The sequence below is a fragment of the Actinomadura rugatobispora genome (genome assembly GCF_042656285.1).
Classification (GTDB): domain Bacteria; phylum Actinomycetota; class Actinomycetes; order Streptosporangiales; family Streptosporangiaceae; genus Spirillospora; species Spirillospora rugatobispora.
On sequence record NZ_JBHSON010000074.1, the window covers coordinates 37,422 to 58,390 of the forward strand.

General features: G+C 73.4%; 18 protein-coding genes. 9 read left to right on the forward strand and 9 right to left on the reverse strand.

The genetic code is table 11. The features are described from left to right. Nucleotides 1-198: 198 nt before the first annotated feature. Nucleotides 199-867 carry a TetR/AcrR family transcriptional regulator gene (locus ACFPZN_RS39410; protein WP_378287676.1) on the reverse strand — a complete coding sequence of 223 codons (669 nt, stop codon included), beginning with the start codon at nucleotides 865-867 and terminating at the stop codon, nucleotides 199-201. 114 nt (nucleotides 868-981) lie between these two features. Continuing rightward, the gene (locus ACFPZN_RS39415; protein WP_378287677.1) at nucleotides 982-2,154 is read right to left on the reverse strand and encodes a hypothetical protein; all 1,173 of its coding nucleotides are present in this window, start codon (nucleotides 2,152-2,154) and stop codon (nucleotides 982-984) included. 207 nt (nucleotides 2,155-2,361) lie between these two features. Here ACFPZN_RS39415 and ACFPZN_RS39420 point away from each other — a divergent pair, with 207 nt between their 5' ends. After that, complete coding sequence (locus ACFPZN_RS39420; RefSeq protein ID WP_378287678.1) at nucleotides 2,362-3,036, forward strand: hypothetical protein; 675 nt, start codon at nucleotides 2,362-2,364, stop codon at nucleotides 3,034-3,036. A 57-nt stretch (nucleotides 3,037-3,093) separates the two neighbouring features. Here the strand turns inward: ACFPZN_RS39420 and ACFPZN_RS39425 are convergent, their stop codons facing one another. Continuing rightward, nucleotides 3,094-5,646, reverse strand: coding sequence for a M14 family zinc carboxypeptidase (locus ACFPZN_RS39425; protein ID WP_378287679.1), 2,553 nt, complete (start codon nucleotides 5,644-5,646; stop codon nucleotides 3,094-3,096). A gap of 196 nt (nucleotides 5,647-5,842) precedes the next feature. Here ACFPZN_RS39425 and ACFPZN_RS39430 point away from each other — a divergent pair, with 196 nt between their 5' ends. Then, nucleotides 5,843-6,910 (forward strand): zinc-binding dehydrogenase, encoded by a 1,068-nt coding sequence (locus ACFPZN_RS39430; RefSeq protein ID WP_378287680.1) that lies wholly within the window; start codon nucleotides 5,843-5,845, stop codon nucleotides 6,908-6,910. A 16-nt stretch (nucleotides 6,911-6,926) separates the two neighbouring features. Here the strand turns inward: ACFPZN_RS39430 and ACFPZN_RS39435 are convergent, their stop codons facing one another. Beyond that, a complete protein-coding gene (locus ACFPZN_RS39435) occupies nucleotides 6,927-8,153 on the reverse strand; it encodes a hypothetical protein (RefSeq protein ID WP_378287681.1) in 1,227 nt (408 codons plus the stop codon). 411 nt (nucleotides 8,154-8,564) lie between these two features. Between ACFPZN_RS39435 and ACFPZN_RS39440 the strand changes: the two genes are divergently transcribed. The 5 genes from ACFPZN_RS39440 (at nucleotide 8,565) to ACFPZN_RS39460 (ending at nucleotide 14,068) form a co-directional block, all read left to right on the forward strand. Beyond that, entirely contained in the window at nucleotides 8,565-9,635 is a 1,071-nt protein-coding gene (locus ACFPZN_RS39440; protein ID WP_378287682.1) for a sugar ABC transporter substrate-binding protein, read from the forward strand. Between the two features lie 201 nt (nucleotides 9,636-9,836). Next, complete coding sequence (locus tag ACFPZN_RS39445; protein ID WP_378287697.1) at nucleotides 9,837-10,592, forward strand: ATP-binding cassette domain-containing protein; 756 nt, start codon at nucleotides 9,837-9,839, stop codon at nucleotides 10,590-10,592. Nucleotides 10,593-10,602: 10 nt separating this feature from the next. Continuing rightward, nucleotides 10,603-11,883: a sugar ABC transporter permease gene (locus ACFPZN_RS39450; RefSeq protein ID WP_378287683.1), complete on the forward strand. Its 1,281-nt coding sequence runs from the start codon at nucleotides 10,603-10,605 to the stop codon at nucleotides 11,881-11,883. A 131-nt stretch (nucleotides 11,884-12,014) separates the two neighbouring features. Then, nucleotides 12,015-12,803 (forward strand): ATP-binding cassette domain-containing protein, encoded by a 789-nt coding sequence (locus ACFPZN_RS39455; RefSeq protein WP_378287684.1) that lies wholly within the window; start codon nucleotides 12,015-12,017, stop codon nucleotides 12,801-12,803. Then, the gene (locus tag ACFPZN_RS39460) at nucleotides 12,803-14,068 is read left to right on the forward strand and encodes an ROK family protein (RefSeq protein ID WP_378287698.1); all 1,266 of its coding nucleotides are present in this window, start codon (nucleotides 12,803-12,805) and stop codon (nucleotides 14,066-14,068) included. The genes ACFPZN_RS39455 and ACFPZN_RS39460 overlap by 1 nt, the downstream gene beginning before the upstream one ends. 183 nt (nucleotides 14,069-14,251) lie before the next feature. Here the strand turns inward: ACFPZN_RS39460 and ACFPZN_RS39465 are convergent, their stop codons facing one another. After that, entirely contained in the window at nucleotides 14,252-14,767 is a 516-nt protein-coding gene (locus ACFPZN_RS39465) for a flavin reductase family protein (RefSeq protein ID WP_378287685.1), read from the reverse strand. Nucleotides 14,768-15,015: 248 nt separating this feature from the next. On the opposite strand from ACFPZN_RS39465, the gene ACFPZN_RS39470 reads away from it, so the two are divergent. Further along, nucleotides 15,016-16,191, forward strand: coding sequence for a thiolase C-terminal domain-containing protein (locus tag ACFPZN_RS39470; RefSeq protein WP_378287686.1), 1,176 nt, complete (start codon nucleotides 15,016-15,018; stop codon nucleotides 16,189-16,191). Continuing rightward, nucleotides 16,188-16,604, forward strand: coding sequence for a Zn-ribbon domain-containing OB-fold protein (locus tag ACFPZN_RS39475; RefSeq protein ID WP_378287687.1), 417 nt, complete (start codon nucleotides 16,188-16,190; stop codon nucleotides 16,602-16,604). The genes ACFPZN_RS39470 and ACFPZN_RS39475 overlap by 4 nt, the downstream gene beginning before the upstream one ends. On the opposite strand, the gene ACFPZN_RS39480 is transcribed toward ACFPZN_RS39475, so the two are convergent. From ACFPZN_RS39480 to ACFPZN_RS39495, 4 genes are all read right to left on the reverse strand, one after another. Further along, nucleotides 16,601-18,202, reverse strand: a complete 1,602-nt coding sequence (locus ACFPZN_RS39480) for an AMP-binding protein (protein ID WP_378287688.1) — start codon at nucleotides 18,200-18,202, stop codon at nucleotides 16,601-16,603. The genes ACFPZN_RS39475 and ACFPZN_RS39480 overlap by 4 nt on opposite strands. Before the next feature lie 45 nt (nucleotides 18,203-18,247). After that, on the reverse strand, nucleotides 18,248-19,327 hold the full coding sequence (locus ACFPZN_RS39485) for a phenylacetate--CoA ligase family protein (protein ID WP_378287689.1): 1,080 nt from the start codon (nucleotides 19,325-19,327) through the stop codon (nucleotides 18,248-18,250). Continuing rightward, the gene (locus ACFPZN_RS39490; protein ID WP_378287690.1) at nucleotides 19,324-20,406 is read right to left on the reverse strand and encodes an LLM class flavin-dependent oxidoreductase; all 1,083 of its coding nucleotides are present in this window, start codon (nucleotides 20,404-20,406) and stop codon (nucleotides 19,324-19,326) included. Before ACFPZN_RS39490 ends, ACFPZN_RS39485 begins: the two co-directional genes overlap by 4 nt. Nucleotides 20,407-20,535: 129 nt before the next feature. Further along, nucleotides 20,536-20,859 (reverse strand): hypothetical protein, encoded by a 324-nt coding sequence (locus tag ACFPZN_RS39495; protein ID WP_378287691.1) that lies wholly within the window; start codon nucleotides 20,857-20,859, stop codon nucleotides 20,536-20,538. Nucleotides 20,860-20,969: the final 110 nt, after the last annotated feature.

The window sequence follows — 20,969 nt, forward strand, 5'->3', positions numbered from 1 at the left end:
GGCGCCGCGGGAACGCTCCATGAGAGTGCCGGCCCGGACGGTGTCGCCGGAGCGATCCGGCGTCCGGATGCGCGTCCGGGCGCGCGTCCGGCCAGTGTCGGACACCGCCCGCAGCGCGCCGCCGGTGTGGTCGCAGCGGCCGCTGTTGCCGGACGCGTCCCCGGTGCCGAGGAAGGCGGCCTCCATGCCCCGCGCCCGTCAGTGCGTGTTGATCCCGTCGAACATGACCTTGAGATAGTGCTCGGCCAGGCCCTGGGGGTTGAGCCGGCCGCCGGGCTTGAACCAGCGCACCGCCACCCAGACGGTGTCGCGGATCATCCGGTAGGTGAGCTTGGGATCGATGTCGGGGCGGAACACGTCCTGCTCCTGACCGGCCTTGATGGTGCTCACCCACATCTTCTCCACCTCGTCCTCGGCCCTGGTGAGGTAGGCGAAGCGCTCCATGTCCTTGAGGTAGTTCCAGTCGTTCTGCATCACCGTGATCGCCGCGCGGTGCGGCTCCAGCGTGCCGAAGGCGATGCGGACCAGGCCCGCGATGGTCTCCCGGGGCTCCTTGCCCTCGTCGATGACCGCGCGGTACGCCGACATGATCTCCTCGAAGAAGCCGGAGAGGATCTCGTCGACGATCGACTCCTTGGAGTCGAAGTGGTGGTAGAGGCTGCCGGACAGGATCCCCGCCTCGTCGGCGATGTTGCGGACCGTGGTGGCTTGGAACCCCTTCTCGGCGAAGAGTTCGGCCGCGAGCCTGACCAGGTGCTCCCGTCGCTCCGAGGCCAGGCCGGGCGAGCCCTTGCCGCGGCGCCGGGCACCCCCCTCACCGCCGGTACGGGCTTTGGGTCCTCCGGAATTGGTGCTCGTGGTCGTCACCCTCTCATTATGCCGTGCACGCACAACCGCTTGCTCAGGTTGCGTGTCAACACCAGGTTACGACGGGTAGCAAGCGCTTGGTGTAAATCCGGGGAACCGGCGCGCCCGCCGCGGTCACGGCCGCCGCTCGCCGGACGGCGGAGGCGCGTCCGGCGGAGGCGGCGGAGCGCCGGGCGGCCCCGGGGGAGTGCCGGGTGGCGGTGGGGGCGTGCTGGGCGGGAGTTCGACTCCGGCCTCGCCGCCGGCCTCGGCGGCCTCCGCCAGGCGGTCGCGCAGGCTCCGGACCAGCGCGTCGCTCTGCTCGGTGAGCCGTTCGATCGCCGGAAGCGCCAGATCGTCGCGGACGGTGTCGGCGAGCAGGTCGTCGTACTCCTGCGCGCGGGCCGACAGCGCCTCCAGCCGGCGCTGGGCGACCAGGGCCTCGTCCGCCGCCCGCACCCGCTCGGCGTACCGCTCCAGGGCCTCGACCCGGCGCGTGACCGCCCGCACCGAGAGGTCGAGCTTCTCCCGGAACGGCCGCAGCGCCGCCTCCACCTCCGGGAGCGCGGGCGAGGCGGCCGCGCGCTGCTCGGCGCGCAGGCCGGACTGGCGGGCCAGCACCTGCGCGATCTCCCACTCCTGGCGGGGCAGCGTGACGGCGTTGTCGACCGTGTCGAGCAGGCCCTCCCGGTTGACCCGCGAGTCGCGCACGGTGTCGACCGCCGCCTGCACGCGGGCCAGCAGCGCGCGGCCGTCGTCGTCGAAGTCCTGCGGGGTGAGGTAGCGGTCGCGGCGCCGGGACAGCTCGCGGGCGCGCTGCAGGTCCAGCGACACCGACGGCGAGCCGATCGCGACCAGCACCGCCATCATCGCCATCCCCAGCAGCCACAGCGACCCCAGCAGCGGCGCGCCCAGCACGCCGATGCCGAGCACGGTCAGCGGCGCCAGCCACACCAGCGGGCGGCGCCGCGCCACGATGGTGTCCAGTTCGGCGCGCAGGGCCGGATCGGCCACCGGGCGCAGCTCGCGCGCCCCCGACACGCCGTCGCCGGCGTCCGCGGACCCGATCCGGTGCCAGTACGTGCCGACATGGGTCTCGAACGCGAAGTCGGTGGGCGCGATCTCGATCTCGGTCGGCCCGGCGGGCAGCGGCCACGACCCGACCGGGTCGCCCCCGCCCGGGCCGGTGAAGCGCACCCACCAGCCGCCCTTGCCGTCCTCGCAGCGGTAGCGGCCCGGGGCGACGTCGATCCCCACGAAGTACGTCCCGATGCCCGGGATGGAGTTGCTCCAGGCACCACTGGTCACCGGCGACCTCCGATCAGGCCAGCGCCCCGACCTCTCCCGTCGGGTTCCGTCCCGTCCCGTCGTGTCAGTCCGTCGTGTCCCGTCGGCCTCCTCCGGCTCGATGCGCACCACGTTGAACGATCGGGAAACGCTAGGAGTTGCCGTACCCAGATCGGTCGGCGGGAAGTCACCGTGAATCCCGCCGATGCGCGGTGGAATACTCCTGCCGTGCGCGTATCCGACGACTCCCCCGACGATCCCCCGTGGGCGATGCAGCTGGTGGCACGGTCCGAGAAGGCCGCGCCGCCCGCGCACTCCGCGGTGTGCGCGCCCGCCGCGACGGCGGTCGTGAGACTGCTCACCGACCCCCGCGCGGCCGATCCGGAGGGGGAGTGGCACGAGCGCGTCCACCACTGGGAGTCGCACCGGATCCGGAAGGTGACGCGGCGGGCGCGGGGCGTGCGGTGGCCCGAGGCGCAGGCCCTGCCCGGCGTCACGGTGGACGAGGACGGCGCCGAGGTGCGCGCGTTCGTGCCGGGCCCGGTGACCGAGGTGCCGCCGGAACTGGCCAAGCTCCAGGTCGCCGGGCTCGACCTGGCCGACGACGAGGAGCCCAAGCCGCCGCCGGAGCCCCCGTACGCGGCGATCGCCCTCAACCCGGACGTGCCGATGACGACGGGCAAAGCCGCGGCCCAGTCCGGGCACGCCGCCCAGCTCCTGCTGCGGCAGGCGGACCCGGCGCGGGTCGCAGCGTGGATCGAGGGCGGGCTGCGGGTGCACATCGCCCGCGACGTCCCGTGGCGGCGCTGCGTGGAGCAGGCGACGGTGGCGGTGCGCGACGCCGGGTTCACCGAGGTGCCGCCCGGCACGATGACCGCCATCGGCTGGATCGTGACCGCCTGAGACACGTGGGCCGCGGCGGGCCGGGACGCTCTCCCGGCCCGCCGCGCCCCCACGGTGTCAGGGCAGTGTCACCGCGATCGGGTCGATGCCCGACTTACGGATCTGGGACGCCAGGCGTCCCGCGAACGGGTGCTGATCCGCCGGGAGGCCCCGCGGGTTGTCGATGACGTACTGCACCGCGTCCCCGGTGCGGCGCTCGCGCCACTGCGCGCCGACCGAACGGAGCAGCGCGGCCGTGCGGGCGGCGTCGGCGGCCTTGACCGAGACCCGGATGGGCGACTCGGCCTGGGGCAGCGCCCCGGCCCGCACGGCGGCGGCGCCGGACGGGGACGGGGCGGGCAGGCCGGTTCCGGCCACCCGCGGCGACGGGTCCGGGCCGATGATCGCGTTCACCAGCAGCTGCGCCGTCCCGTCGGTGAAGGCCCGGAAGTTGGGCTCACCGCCGAACAGCACCGAACGGCCCTTCCCGACCCTCTCGTCGACGACCGCGGCGGTGCCGCCCAGCTCGGACGCGCCCCGCTCGAACCCGGAGACGAACCAGTCGGGCGAGTTCACGGCCGGGTAGGAGACCGCGACCTTGGCCGGGTCGGACTGCCGCATGACCAGGTCGTAGGAGTAGAACTGCCAGGCCCTGGCGCCGACGTTCCGGGCCAGCGGGCTGCCGCCGTCCACCGCGACCCGGAACAGCGTGCCGGGGACGTCGGAGGACGGCTCGCTGAGCTGGGCGGTGGTCAGGCCGAGGCGCGCGGCCAGCTGCGTGCCGCCCTGCCAGCCGACGTACCGGCCGCCCTGCTGCGTCCACTTCTGGAGCGCGGCGCGCCCGCCGTCGCCGAGCTGGTCGTAGGCGGTCGCGGCCGGGCCGTTGGGCACCAGCAGCACCTCGACCCCGCCGAGCCGTCCCGCCGCCACGTCCGCCGGACTCAGCAGGGTGAACGGCAGCTTCCACTCGCGGTCGAGCTTGTGCCGCAGCCAGCCGGCCGACTGCCGCGCCGAGGACGACGTCGTCGACAGCTGCAGGACGCCGATCTTCGGGGCCTTGCCGGTGGGGCGCGCGGCCTTCTCGGCGGGCAGCGGCGGGACGGTGGAGGCGCGCGGCCGCAGTTCCGCGCCCGACGACCCGCCCGCGACGTTGCCCAGCAGCGGAAGGCTCCACGCCGTCACGTCGTAGAAGTAGGGGAACGGCGTGTAGGAGTCCTCGTTCAGCATGGCCTGGATCCAGTGCTTCTGGCCCTGGGCCATGGAGATCCAGTACGTGCCCGCCGGGAGCGTCGTCTTGGCCTCGGGCCGCCCGTAGGGCTTGAAGTCGGGAACGGCCAGGGGCTTGGACAGCCGCTGGACCTGAACGCCCATCCGCTGCAGCCGCCGCACGATGGTGCGCACCTCGTCGGCCTTGGCCCTGTCGTCGGCGCGCAGGAAGTAGTGCCGCACCTTGCGGTCGGGCACGGGACGGTCGATCTGGTTCGGCGGGTTGTAGACCTGGTTGGGCTCAAGCTGCCCCGCCCGGCCCTGCGCGTAGGCGTCGACGGCCATCTTGTGCCACTGCGTCAGGATGGTGGAGCGCCTGGCGGCGGCCGCCGACAGCGACACCCACTGCGTGAGGTACTGCTCCCGGAACCTGTCGGGGTACGGGCTGTCGCCGCCCTTCTCGAAGGTCATCCCGGCGGCGTGGAACGCGGTGGTCGGGACCGTGTCGCCGTACCCCTGGTAGAAGAGGTCGTAGACGTCGCGGTTGAAGAAGTCGATGCCCTGCCGCCGGAACTCGGCGATCATCGACGCGCCGTAGACGTCGTTGATCCACCCGACCGCCTCCTCGGGCGTCTCGTGGTAGATCGGGTCGGCGTTGGGCGGGAAGAAGTAGGAGTCGCCGCCCATCTCGTGGGCGTCGATGAACAGGACCGGCGGGTACTGGTTGAGCATCGCCAGCTTGCCGTCGGTCTCGGGCTGGGTGCGCGCGAACCAGTCGCGGTTCATGTCGAAGCCGTAGGCGTTCTGCCGGGTCTCCGCCTCGCGCCCGTCCGGGTTCTGCGTGGGCAGGACGACGACCAGGGCGTTGTTCAGCACGCCGGTCGCGGCGCAGTCGGTGCGGTCTCCGAGGTTGCGCAGCACCTGCAGGGCCGCGTCGGTGCCGCTGGGCTCGTCGCCGTGCACGTTGCCCGCGACCCACAGGATCGGCACGCCGCGTTCGGCGATCTTCTTGGCCAGCGCCTCGGGCGTGCGCGGGTCGCGCAGCAGCCCGGCCTCGGTGCGCACCCTGGCCAGGCCGGCCTTGGTCAGCAGCTCGGGCCGTCCGGCGATCGCGTACTTGAGGGGACGGCCCTGGCCGCTGGTGGCCAGGGTCCCGGAGATGACGCGCTCGCTCCTGGCGGCGACCGTCTCCAGGTACCGGTCGGACTCGGCGGCGGTGACCGCCCGTTCACCGAGCTCGATGCCGAGGACCTGCTCGGGGGAGGGGACCTTGCCGCGGTAGACGGGCTCGGTCTGGGTGGGGTCGCAGGCTCCGGGCGCCCCGGCCGGGGCGGCGGGCTGCGCCGCGGCCGTCGCCGCGAACGCGGCCGGAGCCGCCAGCGACGCGGTCAGCATCACCGACCACGCGATTTTTCGGGCTCTCATGTGCGGAAAGGGTGACAGCGGCCGAATCGTTCACCAAGGGCAAGTATTGCCAAGATCGTCCCAGCCGGTCGGGTGGGCGGGGGCGTTTGACAACAAACGTGCCAGTATTCGGTGGCGTCGGGGGTACCGCGGCCGGGCCCGGCATGATTCGGTGCGGGTGAAGACGTTGTTCGCCGCCCACCCCCGGAGGCCACGCATGCGCGCCGCGCTCACCAAGGACAACACCATGGTCGTCACCGAGGTGGCCGACCCGGTGCCGCAGGAGGGCCAGCTCCTGGTACGGACGCTGGCCTGCGGCATCTGCGGCTCCGACCTGCACGCCCTCCAGGACCCCGAGGCGTTCATGGACACCACCCGCCGCTCCGGCGGCACCCCCTACGACCCCCGCGACGGCCTGGTGTTCGGCCACGAGTTCGCCGGGGAGATCGTCGACCACGGCCCCGGCACGCAGCGCACCCTGCCCGCCGGAACCGTGGTGTGCGGGCCGCCGATCGGGTTCGGGCCGCAGGGCGCCGGGATCATCGGGTACGCCCCGATGTTCCCCGGCGGCTACGGCGAGTACATGATCCTCAACGAGGGCCTGACCTTCGCCGTCCCGGACGGGCTCGACCCCCGCGTCGCCGCGATCACCGAGCCGTTCTCGGTGGCGACCCGGGCGGTCGGCCGCAGCGGCATCGGCGCCGGGGACGTCGCGGTCGTCCTCGGCCTGGGGCCGATCGGGCTCGGCGTCGTCGCGGCGCTCAAAGCCCGCGGGCACGGCCCCGTGCTGGCCGTCGACTTCTCGCCGAAGCGGCGCGCGCTGGCCGAGGGACTGGGCGCCGACGAGCTGATCGACCCGGCGGCGGCCTCCCCTTACGACCGCTGGGCCGACCTCGGCGTGCCGACGGGGATCACCGACCGGATCGCCGCCGAGCTGCTCGGCACCCAGGTGCGCGAGGCGGTCATCTTCGAGTGCGTCGGCGTCCCGGGGGTGCTGGGCGCGGCCCTGGACGGCGCCCCCGCCGGGTCGACCATCATGCTCGTCGGGGTCTGCATGCAGACCGACCGGCTGGAACCGGGCGTGGCGGTGAGCAAGGAGCTGACCGTGCGCGGCACCTTCGGCGCGCTCCCGGCCGAGTACGGGGCCACCCTGGAGGACATCGCCTCCGGCCGGATCGACGCGGGCTCCATCATCACCGGCACGGTCGGCCTGGACGGGGTCGCCGGGGCGTTCGAGGAACTGGCGGTGCCCGAACGGCACGCCAAGATCGTCGTGGTGCCGTGAGCGGGCGCGCGGGCCGCTAGTCGTCCTTGCCCTGGTCCTGGTCCCGGTCGTCCTGCGCGTCGGGCGCCTTGGGCAGCGGGAGGGGAGCGGTGCCCTGCCGCGACGAGTCGCGCCGCTTGCGGGGGAGCGGCGTCTGCACGGTCTTCTTGGCCGCCTCGTCGCTCTTCGCGGCTCCTTCCCCTTCCCCTTCTCCCGGCTTGGCCGCGGGCGGCGGCTCGGGCAGCCGCTGCGGCACGGTGGGCTTGGCCGGAGCGACCGGGGCCGGGGGCGGGGGTACGGGCTTGGGGAGTTCGGCGTCGAGCACGGTCTCGTCGGCCTGGAACGACGCCTCCGGCTCCGGCTCCGGCTCAGGGGCGGGCGCGGGCTCCGGCTTGGGCTCGGGCGCCTTGGGCTTGGGGAGCTCGGCGTCCAGCACGGTCTCGTCGGCGGACGCCGGGGCCGGGGCCGGAACGGGGGCCGGGGGCTGTGGAGCCGAGGGCGGCGCGGGGGACGAGGTGGCGCGCTGCTGCCAGCGGTTGAGCGCGGCCAGGGCGAACTCCTGCGTGCGCGTCAGCCCGCCCGGCTGCCCCGGGACGGGCGCCGGAGCGGCGGCGGAGGCGGCGGGCGCGGGGGCGGCCTTCGAGCCCGCCTCCGAGCCCGCCTCGGCCGTGGCCGTGGCCGTGGGCGCCGGCGGAGGTGCGGCAGCGGCACGTCCCACGCGGGCCTTCACGCTCAGCCCGTACGACACGAACAGCAGCAGTCCGAAGCCTCCCAGGAACACCGCGTGTTCCAGGAGGCTCAGCCACTTGCCCTTGAAGACGTCCAGGACGGCGAACACCGCGAACCCCGCCAGCCAGCCGGTGAGCACGGGCAGGAACCACACGTCCCGCCGGCGGGCGAGACCGGCCAGGGTCAGCGCGACCAGCAGCAGCTCGATCAGCTTCACCGCGGCCAGCGCGGGCGTGGCGAGCCCCGAGCCGACGTACCCGGCCAGTTCCTCGCGCCGGTCGCTCCAGCCGAGCAGCCCGGTGGCGAATCCGGTCACCCCGTAGGCGACCAGGAAGGCGCCGATCGGGTAGTGGTAGCGGTGCCAGTTCCGGCCGCTGGCGGCGGAGGGGGCCTGGCCCGCGGCGGACGGCGGCGGGACGGGCGGTTGCAGCGGCGGCGGCGCCGTGGTGCTGCTCTCGCCGGGCTTGGGGAGCGGCAGGTCGGGCCGGGTCAGGTCCCGAGGCAGCTCCGGGCTCGATCCCGCGTACGCCGTCATTCCCGCCCCCATCTCGACCCGTCGACTGTTACGCGCAACATATCCCGGATGCCGTCCGGGCATTCGCGAACGCGCGACCCGTGTCCGAGGCGCCGGCGCGGCCGGCGGGACGGACGGGACGCGCCGCGGCGGCCCCGCCACCGGCCCGGCCGCCGGGCTCCGCGCGGGTCTCGATCACCGAATGTTGAGGCGGCGAACATACTCGCCTCCGGCGCCCCCGTCGAGCGGACGCTGCCTCTGCTCGGAAGAACCCCCTGTTCACCCCGCGTGTTACTGGATTGTTACCGCCGACAACAAATCACCTCTCGACGAATCGGGCCTTCGCGACATAAGTTGCGGGGCACAACATTCATCGGTGTGAGGTCGATCACCGATGGCCCGTCCACCCACCCCCAGAAAGGACCCGGGCCCATGCGCAAGGGGATCCTCAGCCTCACCGCCCTCTCGGCGGCCGCGGTGCTCACCCTCGCCGCCTGCGGGGACGACTCCGGCGGCGCCGAAGGCTCCAAGGCGGGCAAGATCGGCGTGATCCTGCCCGACACCAAGTCCTCGGTCCGCTACGAGAGCTTCGACCGGCCCTACCTGGAGCAGGCGTTCAAGGCCGCGGGCGTCCAGTACGACATCCAGAACGCCGAGGGCTCCACCCAGCGGTTCCAGACCATCGCCGACCAGATGATCACCGGCGGCGTCACCGTGCTGGTCGTGGACGGCATCGACTCCAACTCGGCCGCGGCGGTGCAGCGCAAGGCGCAGCAGCAGGGCGTGAAGACCATCGACTACGACCGGCTCACCCTCGGCGGCGTCGGCGACTACTACGTCTCCTTCGACAACACCAAGGTCGGCGAGGAGCTCGGCAAGGGCCTGCAGAAGTGCCTGGGCGACAAGAACGCCAACATCGCCTACCTGAACGGCGCCCCCACCGACAACAACGCCACCCTCTTCGCGCAGGGCGCGCACAGCGTGCTGGACAAGGTCACCACGTACAAGAAGGTCGCCGAGCAGGCCGTGCCCGACTGGGACAACCAGAAGGCCGCCACGATCTTCGAGCAGATGTGGACCCAGCAGGGCGGGAAGATCGACGGCGTGCTGGCCGCCAACGACGGCGTCGGCAACTCGGCCATCTCGATCCTGAAGAAGAACGGCGAGGCCGGCAAGGTGCCCGTCACCGGCCAGGACGCCACCCTCCAGGGCCTGCAGAACATCCTGGACGGCACCCAGTGCATGACGGTCTACAAGCCGGTCAAGCAGGAGGCCGACGCCGCCGCCAAGCTCGCCCTGGCCGTCCTCAAGGGCCAGAAGGCCGAGACGACCGGGACGGTGAACGACCCGCAGGGCAAGCGCGACGTCCCCTCGGTCCTGCTCGACCCGGTCCCGGTCTCCAAGGAGAACATCAAGCGGGTCGTCGACGACGGCTTCGTGAAGAAGGACGAGCTGTGCGCCGGCGCCTACGCCGCCAAGTGCCAGGACGCCGGCATCCAGTGAGCCCTCGTGGCGGGTCCCGCCGCTGGGGCGCCTGGGCGCCCGGGACCCGCCACGGGCGTACCCCTGGGGCCCTCCGGCCCCTGGAAAGGGAGACACGTGTCAGACAACGGTGAACCCGTCGGCGACACCCCCGTGGACACCACGGCGGCGGACGATGTCCCCGCGGGCGGCGACCCCGGCCGCGGGGCGCCCGTCCTGCGGCTGACCGGGCTCAACAAGAGCTTCGGCGCCGTCCACGTGCTGCACGACGTGGACTTCGCGGTGCGGCGCGGCGAGGTGATGGCCCTGGTCGGCGACAACGGGGCGGGCAAGTCCACCCTCGTCAAGTGCATCGCCGGGATCCATCCGATCGACTCGGGCACGATCGAGTTCGAGGGCCGTCCGGTGGAGATCTCCGGGCCCCGCGACGCCTCCGCGCTGGGCGTCGAGGTGGTCTACCAGGATCTCGCGCTGGCCGACAACCTGGACATCGTGCAGAACATGTTCCTCGGCCGCGAGCGCCGCCGCGGCATCGTCCTGGACGAGGACGCGATGGAGCAGGCGGCCCGCGAGACCCTGGCCCGGCTGTCGGTGCGCACCGTGAAGTCGGTGCGGCAGCAGGTGGCCAGCCTGTCGGGCGGGCAGCGGCAGACCGTCGCGATCGCCAAGGCCGCGCTGTGGGACTCCAAGGTGGTGATCCTGGACGAGCCCACCGCCGCGCTCGGCGTCGCCCAGACCCGGCAGGTGCTCGACCTGGTCCGCCGGCTGGCCGACACCGGTCACGCGGTGGTACTCATCTCGCACAACATGAACGACGTGTTCGAGGTGTCCGACCGCATCACCGCGCTCTACCTCGGCCGGGTGGCGGCGGACGTGCCCCGCGCCGACGTCACCACCGGGCAGGTCGTGGAGCTCATCACCGCCGGCCGTACCGGCGATCTCGGCCTCGCGCCGGCGACCGCCGCCGAGAGCATCTGAAGGGGCCTCGATGTCCATCGACAAGCAGGCGGCAGGGGCCGCCGTGAAGCTCGCGGAAGCGGACTTCGCCGCCGACCGGCGCGTGCACGACGTGCCCTCGGCGCTGCGCGACTACTGGGCCCGGGTCCGCTCGGGCGACCTGGGCGCGCTGCCGGCGATCCTCGGCCTGGCCGGCCTGGTCGTGCTGTTCACCGCGCTGCGCCCGGAGACCTTCCTCAGCGAGCGCAACATCGCCAACCTGTTCACCCAGGCCCTGCCGGTGACGATCCTGGCGATGGGCCTGGTGTTCGTGCTGCTGCTCGGCGAGATCGACCTGTCGGCCGGGGTGGCCAGCGGCGTCTGCGGCGCCGTGATGGCCAACCTGATGGTCGACGCCGGCCAGCCCTGGTACGTGGCGGTGCTGTCGGCCGTCGCCACCGGGATCATCATCGGGACCGCGATCGGCTGGCTGGTCGCGGTGGTGCGGATCCCCTCGTTCGTGGTGACGCTGGCGCTGTTCCTCGGGCTGCAGGGCATCACGCTGCGGCTGATCGGCGAGGGCGGCACCGTCCCGGTCCGCGACGACGTGATCGTGGCGCTGGCCAACAAGAACATGCCGGTCTGGCTCGGCTGGACGCTCGCCGTGACGTGCGCCGCCGTGTACGGGGCGCTCCAGCTGTGGCGGTGGAAGCGGCAGCACGACCGCGGGCTGGCCTCCAAGCCCGTCCAACTGGTCATCGCCCAGGTCGCGGTGGTCGCGGCGGCGCTGCTGTTCGGGACCTACCTGCTCAGCCTGGACCGCGCGCCCAGCCCGCTGGTCACCCTGGCCGGCATCCCGTGGGGCGTGCCGCTGGTGGGCGTGCTGCTGATCGTGGCGACGTTCGTGCTGGGCCGCACCGCCTACGGGCGGCACCTGTACGCCATCGGCGGCAACGCCGAGGCGGCCCGCCGGGCGGGCATCAACGTGACCCGGCTGCGGATGTCGGTGTTCATGATCTGCTCGGCGCTGGCGGCGGTCGCCGGCATCGTGGCCGCGTCCCGGCTGAACTCCATCACCCCCGACGCGGGCGCGGGCAACACCCTGCTGTACGCGGTCGGCGCCGCCGTCATCGGCGGCACCAGCCTGTTCGGCGGGCGCGGCCGGGCCCGGGACGCGGTGCTGGGCGGCCTGGTCGTGGCCACCATCGAGAACGGCCTCGGCCTGCTGGGCGCCAAGGCGTACGCCAACCTCCTCATCACCGGCGGGGTGCTGCTGCTGGCCGCCAGCATCGACGCGCTGGCCCGCCGCCGGAGAGCGGTGGCGGGACGATGAGCGACCGGCGCCCGGAGGGCCCGCCGCGCGCGGAGGTCACCGCTTTCCGGGCGCCGAACGCTGCTGCTACGCTCACCTGGCAGGACCGCGTTCCGCGCGACCGCGGCGCGGCACGGTGGGAGCCCTTCGGCATGTCAGAGACACCCGTTCTGGACCTGCGCGGAATCGACAAGAGCTTCGGTCCCGTCAAGGTCCTGCACGACGTCGACTTCACCGCGCGCGCCGGCGAGGTGACCGCGCTGGTCGGCGACAACGGCGCGGGCAAGACCACGCTCGTCAAGTGCGTCGGCGGCATCCACTCCTTCGACTCCGGCCGGTACCTGTGGGACGGCAGGCCGGTGCGGCCCGACAGCCCCCGCGCCGCCGCGGCGCTCGGCATCGAGGTCGTCCACCAGGACCTCGCGCTCTGCGAGAACCTGGACATCGTCCAGAACATGTTCCTCGGCCGCGAGCGCCGCCGCGGGCCCGTGCTGGACGAGGCCGCGATGGAGGAGCTGGCCGTCACGACGCTGTCCGCCCTGTCGGTCCGGTCCGTCCGCTCGGTGCGGCAGCGGGTGTCGGCGCTGTCGGGCGGGCAGCGGCAGACCGTCGCGATCGCCCGCGCCGTCCTGTGGGACAGCCGCCTGGTCGTCCTGGACGAGCCCGCCGCCGCGCTCGGCGTCGCCCAGACCCAGCAGGTCCTGGAACTGGTCCGGCGGCTCGCCGACAAGGGCCTGGCGGTCGTGCTCATCTCGCACAACATGAACGACGTGTTCGCGGTGTCCGACCGGATCGCCGCGCTCTACCTGGGCCGGATGGCCGCCCAGGTCAGCACCTCGGAGGTGACGCACGCGCAGGTGGTGGAGCTCATCACCTCCGGGCGCAGCGGCGACCTCGGGCTCCCGCGCGACGCCGACACCCCGGCGGGACCGCCCGCATGATGAAGGCGGGCCCGTCACAAGAGGAGATCCGGCGCCACAACCTGGGGACGCTGCTGCGCTACGTCCATCTGCGCGGCCCCGCCTCCCGCGCGACGCTGGCCGAGTCGCTCGGCCTCAACCGCAGCACGATCATGGCGCTCACCTCCGACCTCACCGCGGCCGGGCTGGTCCGCGAGGAACTGCCGCGCCGCCCCGGCCGCCGCGCCGGGCGGCCCTCCCTGGTCGTGCGCCCCGAGTCCACCCGCGTCTACGTGCTGGCCTTCGACGTCGGCGTCGACCGGCTCGGCGTGGCGCGGGTCGGCCTCGGCGGGACCATTCTCGAACGCCGCGAGGCGTCCCGCACCCGCGGCCCGTCCGACCCCGGCGAGGTGGTGGGCGCCCTCGCCGCCGCGGCGCGCTCCCTGATGCGCAAGGCCGGGCGCGACGCCGTCTGCGTCGGAGCCGCCCTCGCCTTCCCCGGCACGGTCCGCCGCGCCGACCACCAGATCATGTTCGGCCCCAACCTCGACGTCGGCGACCCGGCCCTCGGCGACGCCCTCTCGCGCCGCCTGGGCCTGGGCATCCCCGTCTCCGTCTGCAACGACGCCAATCTCGGCGCCCTCGCCGAGCACGAGCGCGGCGCCGGTGTCGGCTGCGACAACCTCATCTACCTGCACGGCGACGTGGGCGTCGGCGGCGGCATCATCGTCGGCGGCCGGTTGCTCGGCGGCGACGAGGGCTACGGCGGCGAGATCGGCCACATGATGGTCAACCCCGGCGGCCGGCTGTGCGCCTGCGGCTCCCGCGGCTGCCTGGAGGCCGAGGTCGGCGAGCGCACCCTCCTCGACCACGCGGGCCGCGAGGAGTCCCCCGACCTCGTCGGCCGCGACGCCGTCCGCGCGGTCGTCGACGCCGCCGACCGCGGCGACATCGTCGCCCGCGACGCCCTCCACCGCGTCGGCACCTGGCTCGGCTGGGGCGTCGCCAACCTCGTCAACATCTTCAACCCGGGCCTGGTCGTCTTCGGCGGCACGCTCCGCGACATCTACCTCGGCGCCGCCGCCCAGGTCCGCAGCGTCCTGGCCACCGGCGCCCTGGCCGCCCCCAGGGAGAAGGTCCGCCTCCGCACCGCGGCCCTGGGCGATGACACGACCCTGGTGGGCGCCGCCGAATTCGCCTTCGCCGAAGTCCTGGCCGACCCGGTACAGGTCCTGGCCCGCCTCAAGACCCCCGAAGACAGTGTCATTGTGGGGGGACGACCCCCCACGCCCCCCGGGACGGCGTGAAGCGCCTCTTTTCATTGTGGGGGGGCGCCCCCCCACACCCCCCGGGACGGCGGTGAACGCCTTCTCCGCTCGCCTGGGGGCTCGCTGCGGACCCGCTCCCCGCCGCCTGCCCGTCCCTCCGCTCCGCTGGCGCTCCGCTCCGGGCCGGACAGTGGAAAAGCCGGGGTCGTCGTGGGGTTGTGCTCAGCTGGCGAAGCTTCCGTACGTTCCCTTGTAGAAGAGGAGCGGGTCGCCTTCGTGGTGCTTGTCCAGGTGGTGGACGCGGGCGACGACGATGACGTGGTCGCCGGCCACGTACTCGTTCTCGACCTCGCACTCGATCCAGGCGAGGGCGCCCTCGATGACGGGGCTGCCGCCGGGGGAGCCGGTCCATTCGATGTCGGCGAACTTGTCGCCGCCCTTGACGGCGAGCTGCTTGCAGACCTCGAGCTGGGGTTCGCCGAGGATGTTGACGCACAGGCGGTCGGCGTCGCGGAGCCGGGGCCAGGTGGTGCTGGTGTGCGCCACGCAGAAGGCCACCAGGGGCGGTTCCAGCGAGACCGAGGTGAAGGAGTTGGCGGCCAGGCCGGTGGGGCGTCCGGTGGCGGGGTCGAGGGCGGTGATGGCGACCACTCCGGTCGCGAACCGGCCCAGGACGGACCGGAAGCGGGCGGAGTCGATGTCGGTCACCCGTGCCGATCCGTTGGGGGATCCGTGCATGCGGCGTTCCGTTCCCTGGCCGGGGGGTCGTCCGGCCGGTGCGTCCAAGCGTGCGGTGGCTGCTTCGGCCATCGGGCCCGATCCCTTCTCTTAGCCAAGCGCTTGCTTGGACGATAGGGGGGTGCCGTTCGCGGTGTCAAGCCGAGTGCCCCTCCGCTGTCAGGGGCGCCGGTGGCGTTCGCGGCGTTGACAGGGGGTGCTGCGCCGCCCTAATTTGTGGCCAAGCGCTTGCTCGGTTGGAGGGGATCGTGGGCGGCTTTCGGGACGGCACCGCCATCGCCGGCGTCGGGTACACCCCGTTCAGCAAGGACTCCGGGGTCTCCACGCTCACCCTCGCGGTCGACGCGGTCCTGGCCGCGCTGGACGACGCGGGCCTGGAGGTGGGCGACGTGGACGCGCTCGCCACGCACCGGGTCGGCGACTCCACGCCGCCGTGGGTGGTGGCGCCCGCGCTCGGGATCCCGGAGGTCACCTGGTACCTCGACCAGTTCGGCGGCGGCAGCGTCTCGCACTCGGTGATCGGGCAGGCGGCGATGGCGGTCGCGTCCGGCGTCGCCCGGACGGTCGTCTGCTACCGGGCGATCAACGCGCGCTCGGAGTTCCGGATGGGCGGCACGGGCCGCGCCCCGGCGCCCATCTTCGACGTCCAGTACCAGGCGCCGTACGGGTACTTCGCCCCGCCGCAGCAGTTCGCGATGGCGGCGCGGGCGCACATGAACGCCTACGGGACCACCGCCGAGCAGTTCGGGCACATCGCGGTCGGGCAGCGCGCCAACGCGGTGAAGAACCCGCGCGCGCTCAAGCGCGACCCGATCACGCTGGACGACCATCTCGCGTCGCGGTGGATCGCCGAGCCGCTGCGGCTGCTGGACTGCTGCCTGGAGACCGACGGGGCCTGCGCGGTCGTGGTGACCTCGCGGGAGCGGGCCCGCGATCTGCGGCACGTCCCCGTGCTGATCTCCGGCGCCGCGTGGGCGGGCGGCGACAGCTTCTTCTCGGGCGCGGGCAGCGTCCCGTCCGGGACGGACCTCACCGTGACGGAGGCGGCCAGGCTGGCGCCGCGCCTGTACGCGATGGCGGGGGTCGGCCCAGGCGACATCGACGTCGCCGAGCTGTACGACTGCTTCACCTACTCGGTCCTCGTCCAGCTGGAGGACTACGGGTTCTGCGCCAAGGGGGAGGGCGGGCCCTACGCCGCGTCCGGGGCGCTGGCCCTGGACGGCGAGCTGCCCGTCAACACCCACGGCGGCTTCCTGTCCGAGGGGTACGTGCACGGCATCAACCACGTCGCCGAGGCGGTGTCCCAGTTGCGCGGCACGGCCGGTGACAGGCAGGTGCCGGGCGCGGAGGTGGCCCTGTCGACCTCCCAGCCCGGTTACGTGCTCGCCGGGACGTCCGCCCTGATCCTGAGGAGTGACGCGTGAGCGTTCAGGGGCTGCCCAGGCCGGAGCCCGACCGGGACTCGGCGCCGTGGTGGGAGGCCGTGCGGCGGCACGAGCTCACCGTGCAGCGCTGCGAGGGGTGCGGCACGCTGCGCTTCCCCCCGCGGGCGATCTGCAACCGCTGCCGGAGCCGGGAGTCGGCGTGGGTGCCGGTGAGCGGCAGGGGCCGCGTCTACAGCTGGATCGTCAACCACCAGGTCTTCATGCCCGCGATGGCCGGCCGGGTGCCGTTCCCGGTGCTGCTGGTGCGCCTGGACGACGGCGAGGACCTGCTCATGTACGGCGACCTCACCGACGGGGAGCCGGCCGTCCTGGAGCCGGGGCTCCCCGTCGAGGCGGTGTTCGCGGACGTGGACGAGTCGACGACCCTGGTGAACTGGCGTCCCCGCCGCTAGCCGGCGCCCGCGGCGGCGCGGGCGTGCAGGGCGGGCTTGTCGATCTTGCCGTTGGCGTTGACCGGCAGCGCGTCCACCAGCACGACCCGGCGCGGCACCTTGTAGTTGGACATGTTGTCCCTGGCCCAGGCGATGATCGCGTCCGGGGTCGCCGCGCCGCCGGGGGCGGGTACGACGTAGGCCCGGCCGGTCTCGCCCTGCCGCTCGTCCGGGACGCCGATGACCGCGGCCTGCGCCACCAGCGGGCAGCGCAGCAGCAGCCCCTCGATCTCCGCCGGGTAGGCGTTGAAGCCGGAGACGATGAACATCTCCTTCTTGCGGTCGACGATGGCCAGGTTGCCCGCCTCGTCGAGGGTGCCGATGTCGCCGGTGTGCAGCCAGCCGTCGGCGTCGACCGCCTCCGCGGTCCGCTCCGGGTCGCGCCAGTAGCCGCGCATGACGCCGTACCCGCCGACCAGGATCTCGCCGCGCTCGCCCGGCGGCAGGTCCTTGCCCTCGTCGTCGACGATCCGCAGCGTCACGCCCGGCACGGCCCGGCCCGTGGAGCCCGCGATCACCTCGACCGGGTCCTCCGGCCGGGTCATCGACACCACGGTGCCCTCCATCAGCCCGTACGCGTTGATCATGCGGTCCAGGCCGACCCGGTCGTCCAGCCGGCGGATCAGCTCGGGCGGCACCGCGGCGGCCCCGCAGATCGCCACCCGCAGCGAGGAGACCTCGCGCGGCGCGGGCCCGTCCAGCTCGTCCAGGATCTTGAAGAACATCGGGGGCGCCCCGGCCAGCACGCTGACCCGGTGCTCCTCGATCAGGCCCATCAGCTCGTCCGGCGCGAACAGCGCGATCGGCATCATGGTGGCGCGGCGCAGCACGCACGCCAGCAGCCCCGCGTTGATCCCGAAGCCGTGCGAGAACGGCGCGATGACGGGGTAGCGGTCGCCCTCGCGCAGCGTGACCAGCTCGGCCCAGTCCCAGTAGCCGCGCAGGAGCTGCTCGTGGTGCAGCATGACGCCCTTGGGCGTTCCGGTGGTGCCGGAGGTCGACATGATCTCGGCGAGGTCGTCGGGGCCGACGGCCGCCGCGCGCTCCTCGGCCGCCTCCGCGGAGACGCCCGCGCCCTCCGCGAGGAACTCGTCCCAGCCGATCGCGCCGTCCTGCCCGGCGGCGGGTCCGCCGAGGACGACGACATGCCGGAGATCGGGCAGGGAGTCGCGCTCCCCGGCGAGCATGTCGAGGTAGGACGTGCCCATGAACCCTTCGGCGACCAGCAGGACCTTGGCGCCGACCTTCCGCAGCAGCCCGGCCGCCTCGATGCCCTTGAAGCGCGTGGACAGCGGCGTGATGATCGCCCCGGCGTCCCAGACGCCGTAGGCGGCGACGACCCAGTCCGGGGTGTTGGGCGCCCACACCGCGACGCGGTCGCCGGGCTCCACGCCCAGGGCGATCAGCGCGCGCGCCACCTCGCCCGCCCGCCGGGCGAGCGCGGCGAGGGTCAGCGTGGTGTCGCCGGAGACGACGACCTCCGTGTCCCCGTGCCGGGCCGCCTGGTCGCGCAGCATGCGCGGGATCGTCCGCCAGTCGGGTACGGGCTGCACTTCCATCGCGCCTCCTCGGAGCGGCGACGAACGACGACTGCCTGAGACGGGCTAGGACGGTTGTGAACGGTCCCGGCCGAGGTGGTGGCCGCGCAGGTCGGTGACCGTGCCGGGGCGGCGCTCCTCGGAGACCGCCTCCTCGATGACGACGTCGACGGAGACCGGCGTGAGCGCGTAGAGGGCCTGCGCGATCCGCGACTTCCACATCGGGTTCTTCACGAGGGTGTCCCGGTTGAACGTGACGTGCAGCGCGGCGGCGTCGAGCGTGCCCTCCCGGCTGACGCGCAGGTCCCAGTGGCTGACGCCGTCGATGCGGCTGAGCGCCGCCGCCACCTTGGGGACCGGCAGCCAGCGGCCCCGCACGAGCACGTGCTCGCCCACGGTGTGGGCGGGGGCGGGCACTCCTGCTTCGCCGCCTTCGAGGCGTACGGCCTGGCCGGTGCGCAGCGTCGCGTCCCCGAGGGAGGAGTGCCAGGCGGGGGTGATGACGAGCTCGGCGAGGCCCTCGCTGTAGGGGGCGTCCAGGAGCACGTCCTTGTCCAGGGGGGCCAGCCCGAGCAGCCCTTCCCGCACGGGGGAGAGGACGGGTTCCCTGGCGGGGTCGCGTTGGGCGATCGGCGTGCCGGAGTAGGGGTCGGCGTACAGCTCCCGTACCGACGCCTCGAATTCGGCCGCGAGCTGCCGGTGGGTGTTGGGGGAGGGCACCTCTCCCACCAGGAGGATGTGCCGCAGTTCGAGGTCCAGCGGGTCGAGCAGGAATTCCAGGTGGAGCCGCGCCAGGAAGTCCATCGCCCCGGTCGGGGTGGTGACGAGCGTCGTCGCGCGCACGCTCTCCAGCGCGGTGTGCAGGCGCAGGCGACCGCGCGGGCCGACGCTCGCGGCCGCCTGGGCGACGCCGGCGGCGGCTTCGGCGAGGAGGGCTCCGGTCAGGTCGCCGTCGTTGTTGAGCGCCACGACGACGCGGTCGTTCCGGCCCAGCCCCGCGGCGGTCAGCGTCGCGGACGCCAGTTCCAGCGCCGCCGCGCGGTCGGCGGCGTTCAGCGGGACGACCGGCCCGCCCTCGGGGGACACCAGAAGGAGGCCCTGCGCCGGGCCGCCGGCCGGGAAGGTGTTACGGGTGGGCCAAGTCACTTCGCCTCCTCCTCCTGGACGACCTCGCGCATGAAGAGCTTCATGGAGTTGCAGACGTCCTCGTGGGCGAGGCCCCCGACCTGGGCCTGCATGATGATGTCGGTGGCGCCGGCCGCCGCGATGCGTTCGAGGGCCTTGCGGGAGCCCTCGACGTCGTCGATGACGACCATGGTCTCGTCGCGCAGGATGCCCATGGCCTCTTCGGGGGGCATGCCGACGGCCTGCTGTCCCAGGACGCGGTGGGTGGCGTGGCGGGCGTCGGTGTAGCCGGGCGGGGCGACCAGGTTGATCTGGCGGCGCAGGTACCACAGGACGGGGTCGGCGGAGGTGTCGACGGCCTCCTGCTGGGTGGGCGCCACGTGCCAGGGGATCATCAGGGCGATGCGGCGGGTCTCGGGGTCGAAGCCGTTGTCGGCCAGGCACTCCTTGTACTTGGCGATGTCGTCGGCGACCTCGTTCAGGCCCTTGAGCATGGTCATGCCGAGCAGGTTGTAGCCCTGTTTCGCGGCGGCCAGGTAGCCGTCCAGGGAGGTGGAGGCCACCCACACCGGCGGGTGCGGCTCCTGCACCGGACGCGGGTAGACCGACACGTCGGGGACCTCGAAGAACTCGCTGGAGCGCGTGACCGGCTGCCCGTCGGCGTTCCAGATGGCGAGCACCGCCTCCAGCGACTCCTCCCACAGCTTGCGGGACTGCTCGAAGGGGCGCTGGAAGGCCTGGTATTCCAGGGGGGAGGCGCCGCGGCCCGTGCCGAACTCCACGCGGCCCCCGGAGATGACGTCCAGGGTGGCCACGCGTTCGGCGGTGCGGATGGGCGACTGGAACGGCAGCAGCACCACGCCCAGCCCCAGGCGGATCCGCTCGGTCCGCTGGGAGATGCCGGCCAGGACCAGATCGGGCGCCGAGGAGTGCGAGAACCCGCGGGTGAAGTGGTGCTCGACGAACCAGGCGGTCTCGAAGCCGAGCCCGTCGGCCAGCACGCACTGGTCCATGACGTTCTCGAACGCCCGCCGTTCGACCTCGCGGGACCGCCCGCGCACTTCGAGTTCGTAGCCAAGGCTGACCCGTAGGGACGTCATCGAGCCTCCGGTGATGCTCCGCTGTCAGGACTTCCAGGAGTTCGCGTATGACCAAGCGCTCGCTTGGGAGATTAGCAGCAGCGGACCACCGCAACAAGTCAGGTGAACCCGGGGGGTCGGCCGCGGCGGTCAGCCGCGGCGCGGTGCGGCGGGGTGGACGCCGCGCGCCGTCGTGTACGGCGTCAGCATGGTCATCATCGCCACCGTGGCCAGGCCCTCCAGCACGCCCCGCCCGGCGCCCGCCAGCCACCGCCGCGCCCGGACCGGCAGCCGCGCGCCCTCGTGCAGCACCGCCCACGCCAGCCAGCCCACCGCCACCACGACGACGTACGACATCAGCCGGTACAGCCCGACCGCCGCCCCGGCCGGCGCCAGCGCCGCGCCGAGCGCGACCAGCGAGGCCGCCATGCTGCTCTCGATCGCGCCCAGGCCGCCCGGCAGCACCGGGATCACGCTGCCCGCCGCCTGTGCCGCGAAGTACGCCAGCGCACACCCCCATCGGCTCGATGGAGGACCTGGACGCCACCACCCTGGAGGACTGCGCCGACTTCTTCGGCACCTGG

What these genes read in the sequence shown, in the direction of transcription:
- ACFPZN_RS39480 (WP_378287688.1), bottom strand. Translation starts at nt 18,202, where the DNA reads ATGGAAGTGCAGCCCGTACCCGACTGGCGGACGATCCCGCGCATGCTG.
- ACFPZN_RS39440 (WP_378287682.1), top strand. Translation starts at nt 8,565, where the DNA reads ATGCGCAAGGGGATCCTCAGCCTCACCGCCCTCTCGGCGGCCGCGGTG.
- ACFPZN_RS39465 (WP_378287685.1), bottom strand. Translation starts at nt 14,767, where the DNA reads ATGCACGGATCCCCCAACGGATCGGCACGGGTGACCGACATCGACTCC.
- ACFPZN_RS39425 (WP_378287679.1), bottom strand. Translation starts at nt 5,646, where the DNA reads ATGAGAGCCCGAAAAATCGCGTGGTCGGTGATGCTGACCGCGTCGCTG.
- ACFPZN_RS39455 (WP_378287684.1), top strand. Translation starts at nt 12,015, where the DNA reads ATGTCAGAGACACCCGTTCTGGACCTGCGCGGAATCGACAAGAGCTTC.
- ACFPZN_RS39435 (WP_378287681.1), bottom strand. Translation starts at nt 8,153, where the DNA reads ATGACGGCGTACGCGGGATCGAGCCCGGAGCTGCCTCGGGACCTGACC.
- ACFPZN_RS39460 (WP_378287698.1), top strand. Translation starts at nt 12,803, where the DNA reads ATGAAGGCGGGCCCGTCACAAGAGGAGATCCGGCGCCACAACCTGGGG.
- ACFPZN_RS39430 (WP_378287680.1), top strand. Translation starts at nt 5,843, where the DNA reads ATGCGCGCCGCGCTCACCAAGGACAACACCATGGTCGTCACCGAGGTG.
- ACFPZN_RS39450 (WP_378287683.1), top strand. Translation starts at nt 10,603, where the DNA reads ATGTCCATCGACAAGCAGGCGGCAGGGGCCGCCGTGAAGCTCGCGGAA.
- ACFPZN_RS39490 (WP_378287690.1), bottom strand. Translation starts at nt 20,406, where the DNA reads ATGACGTCCCTACGGGTCAGCCTTGGCTACGAACTCGAAGTGCGCGGG.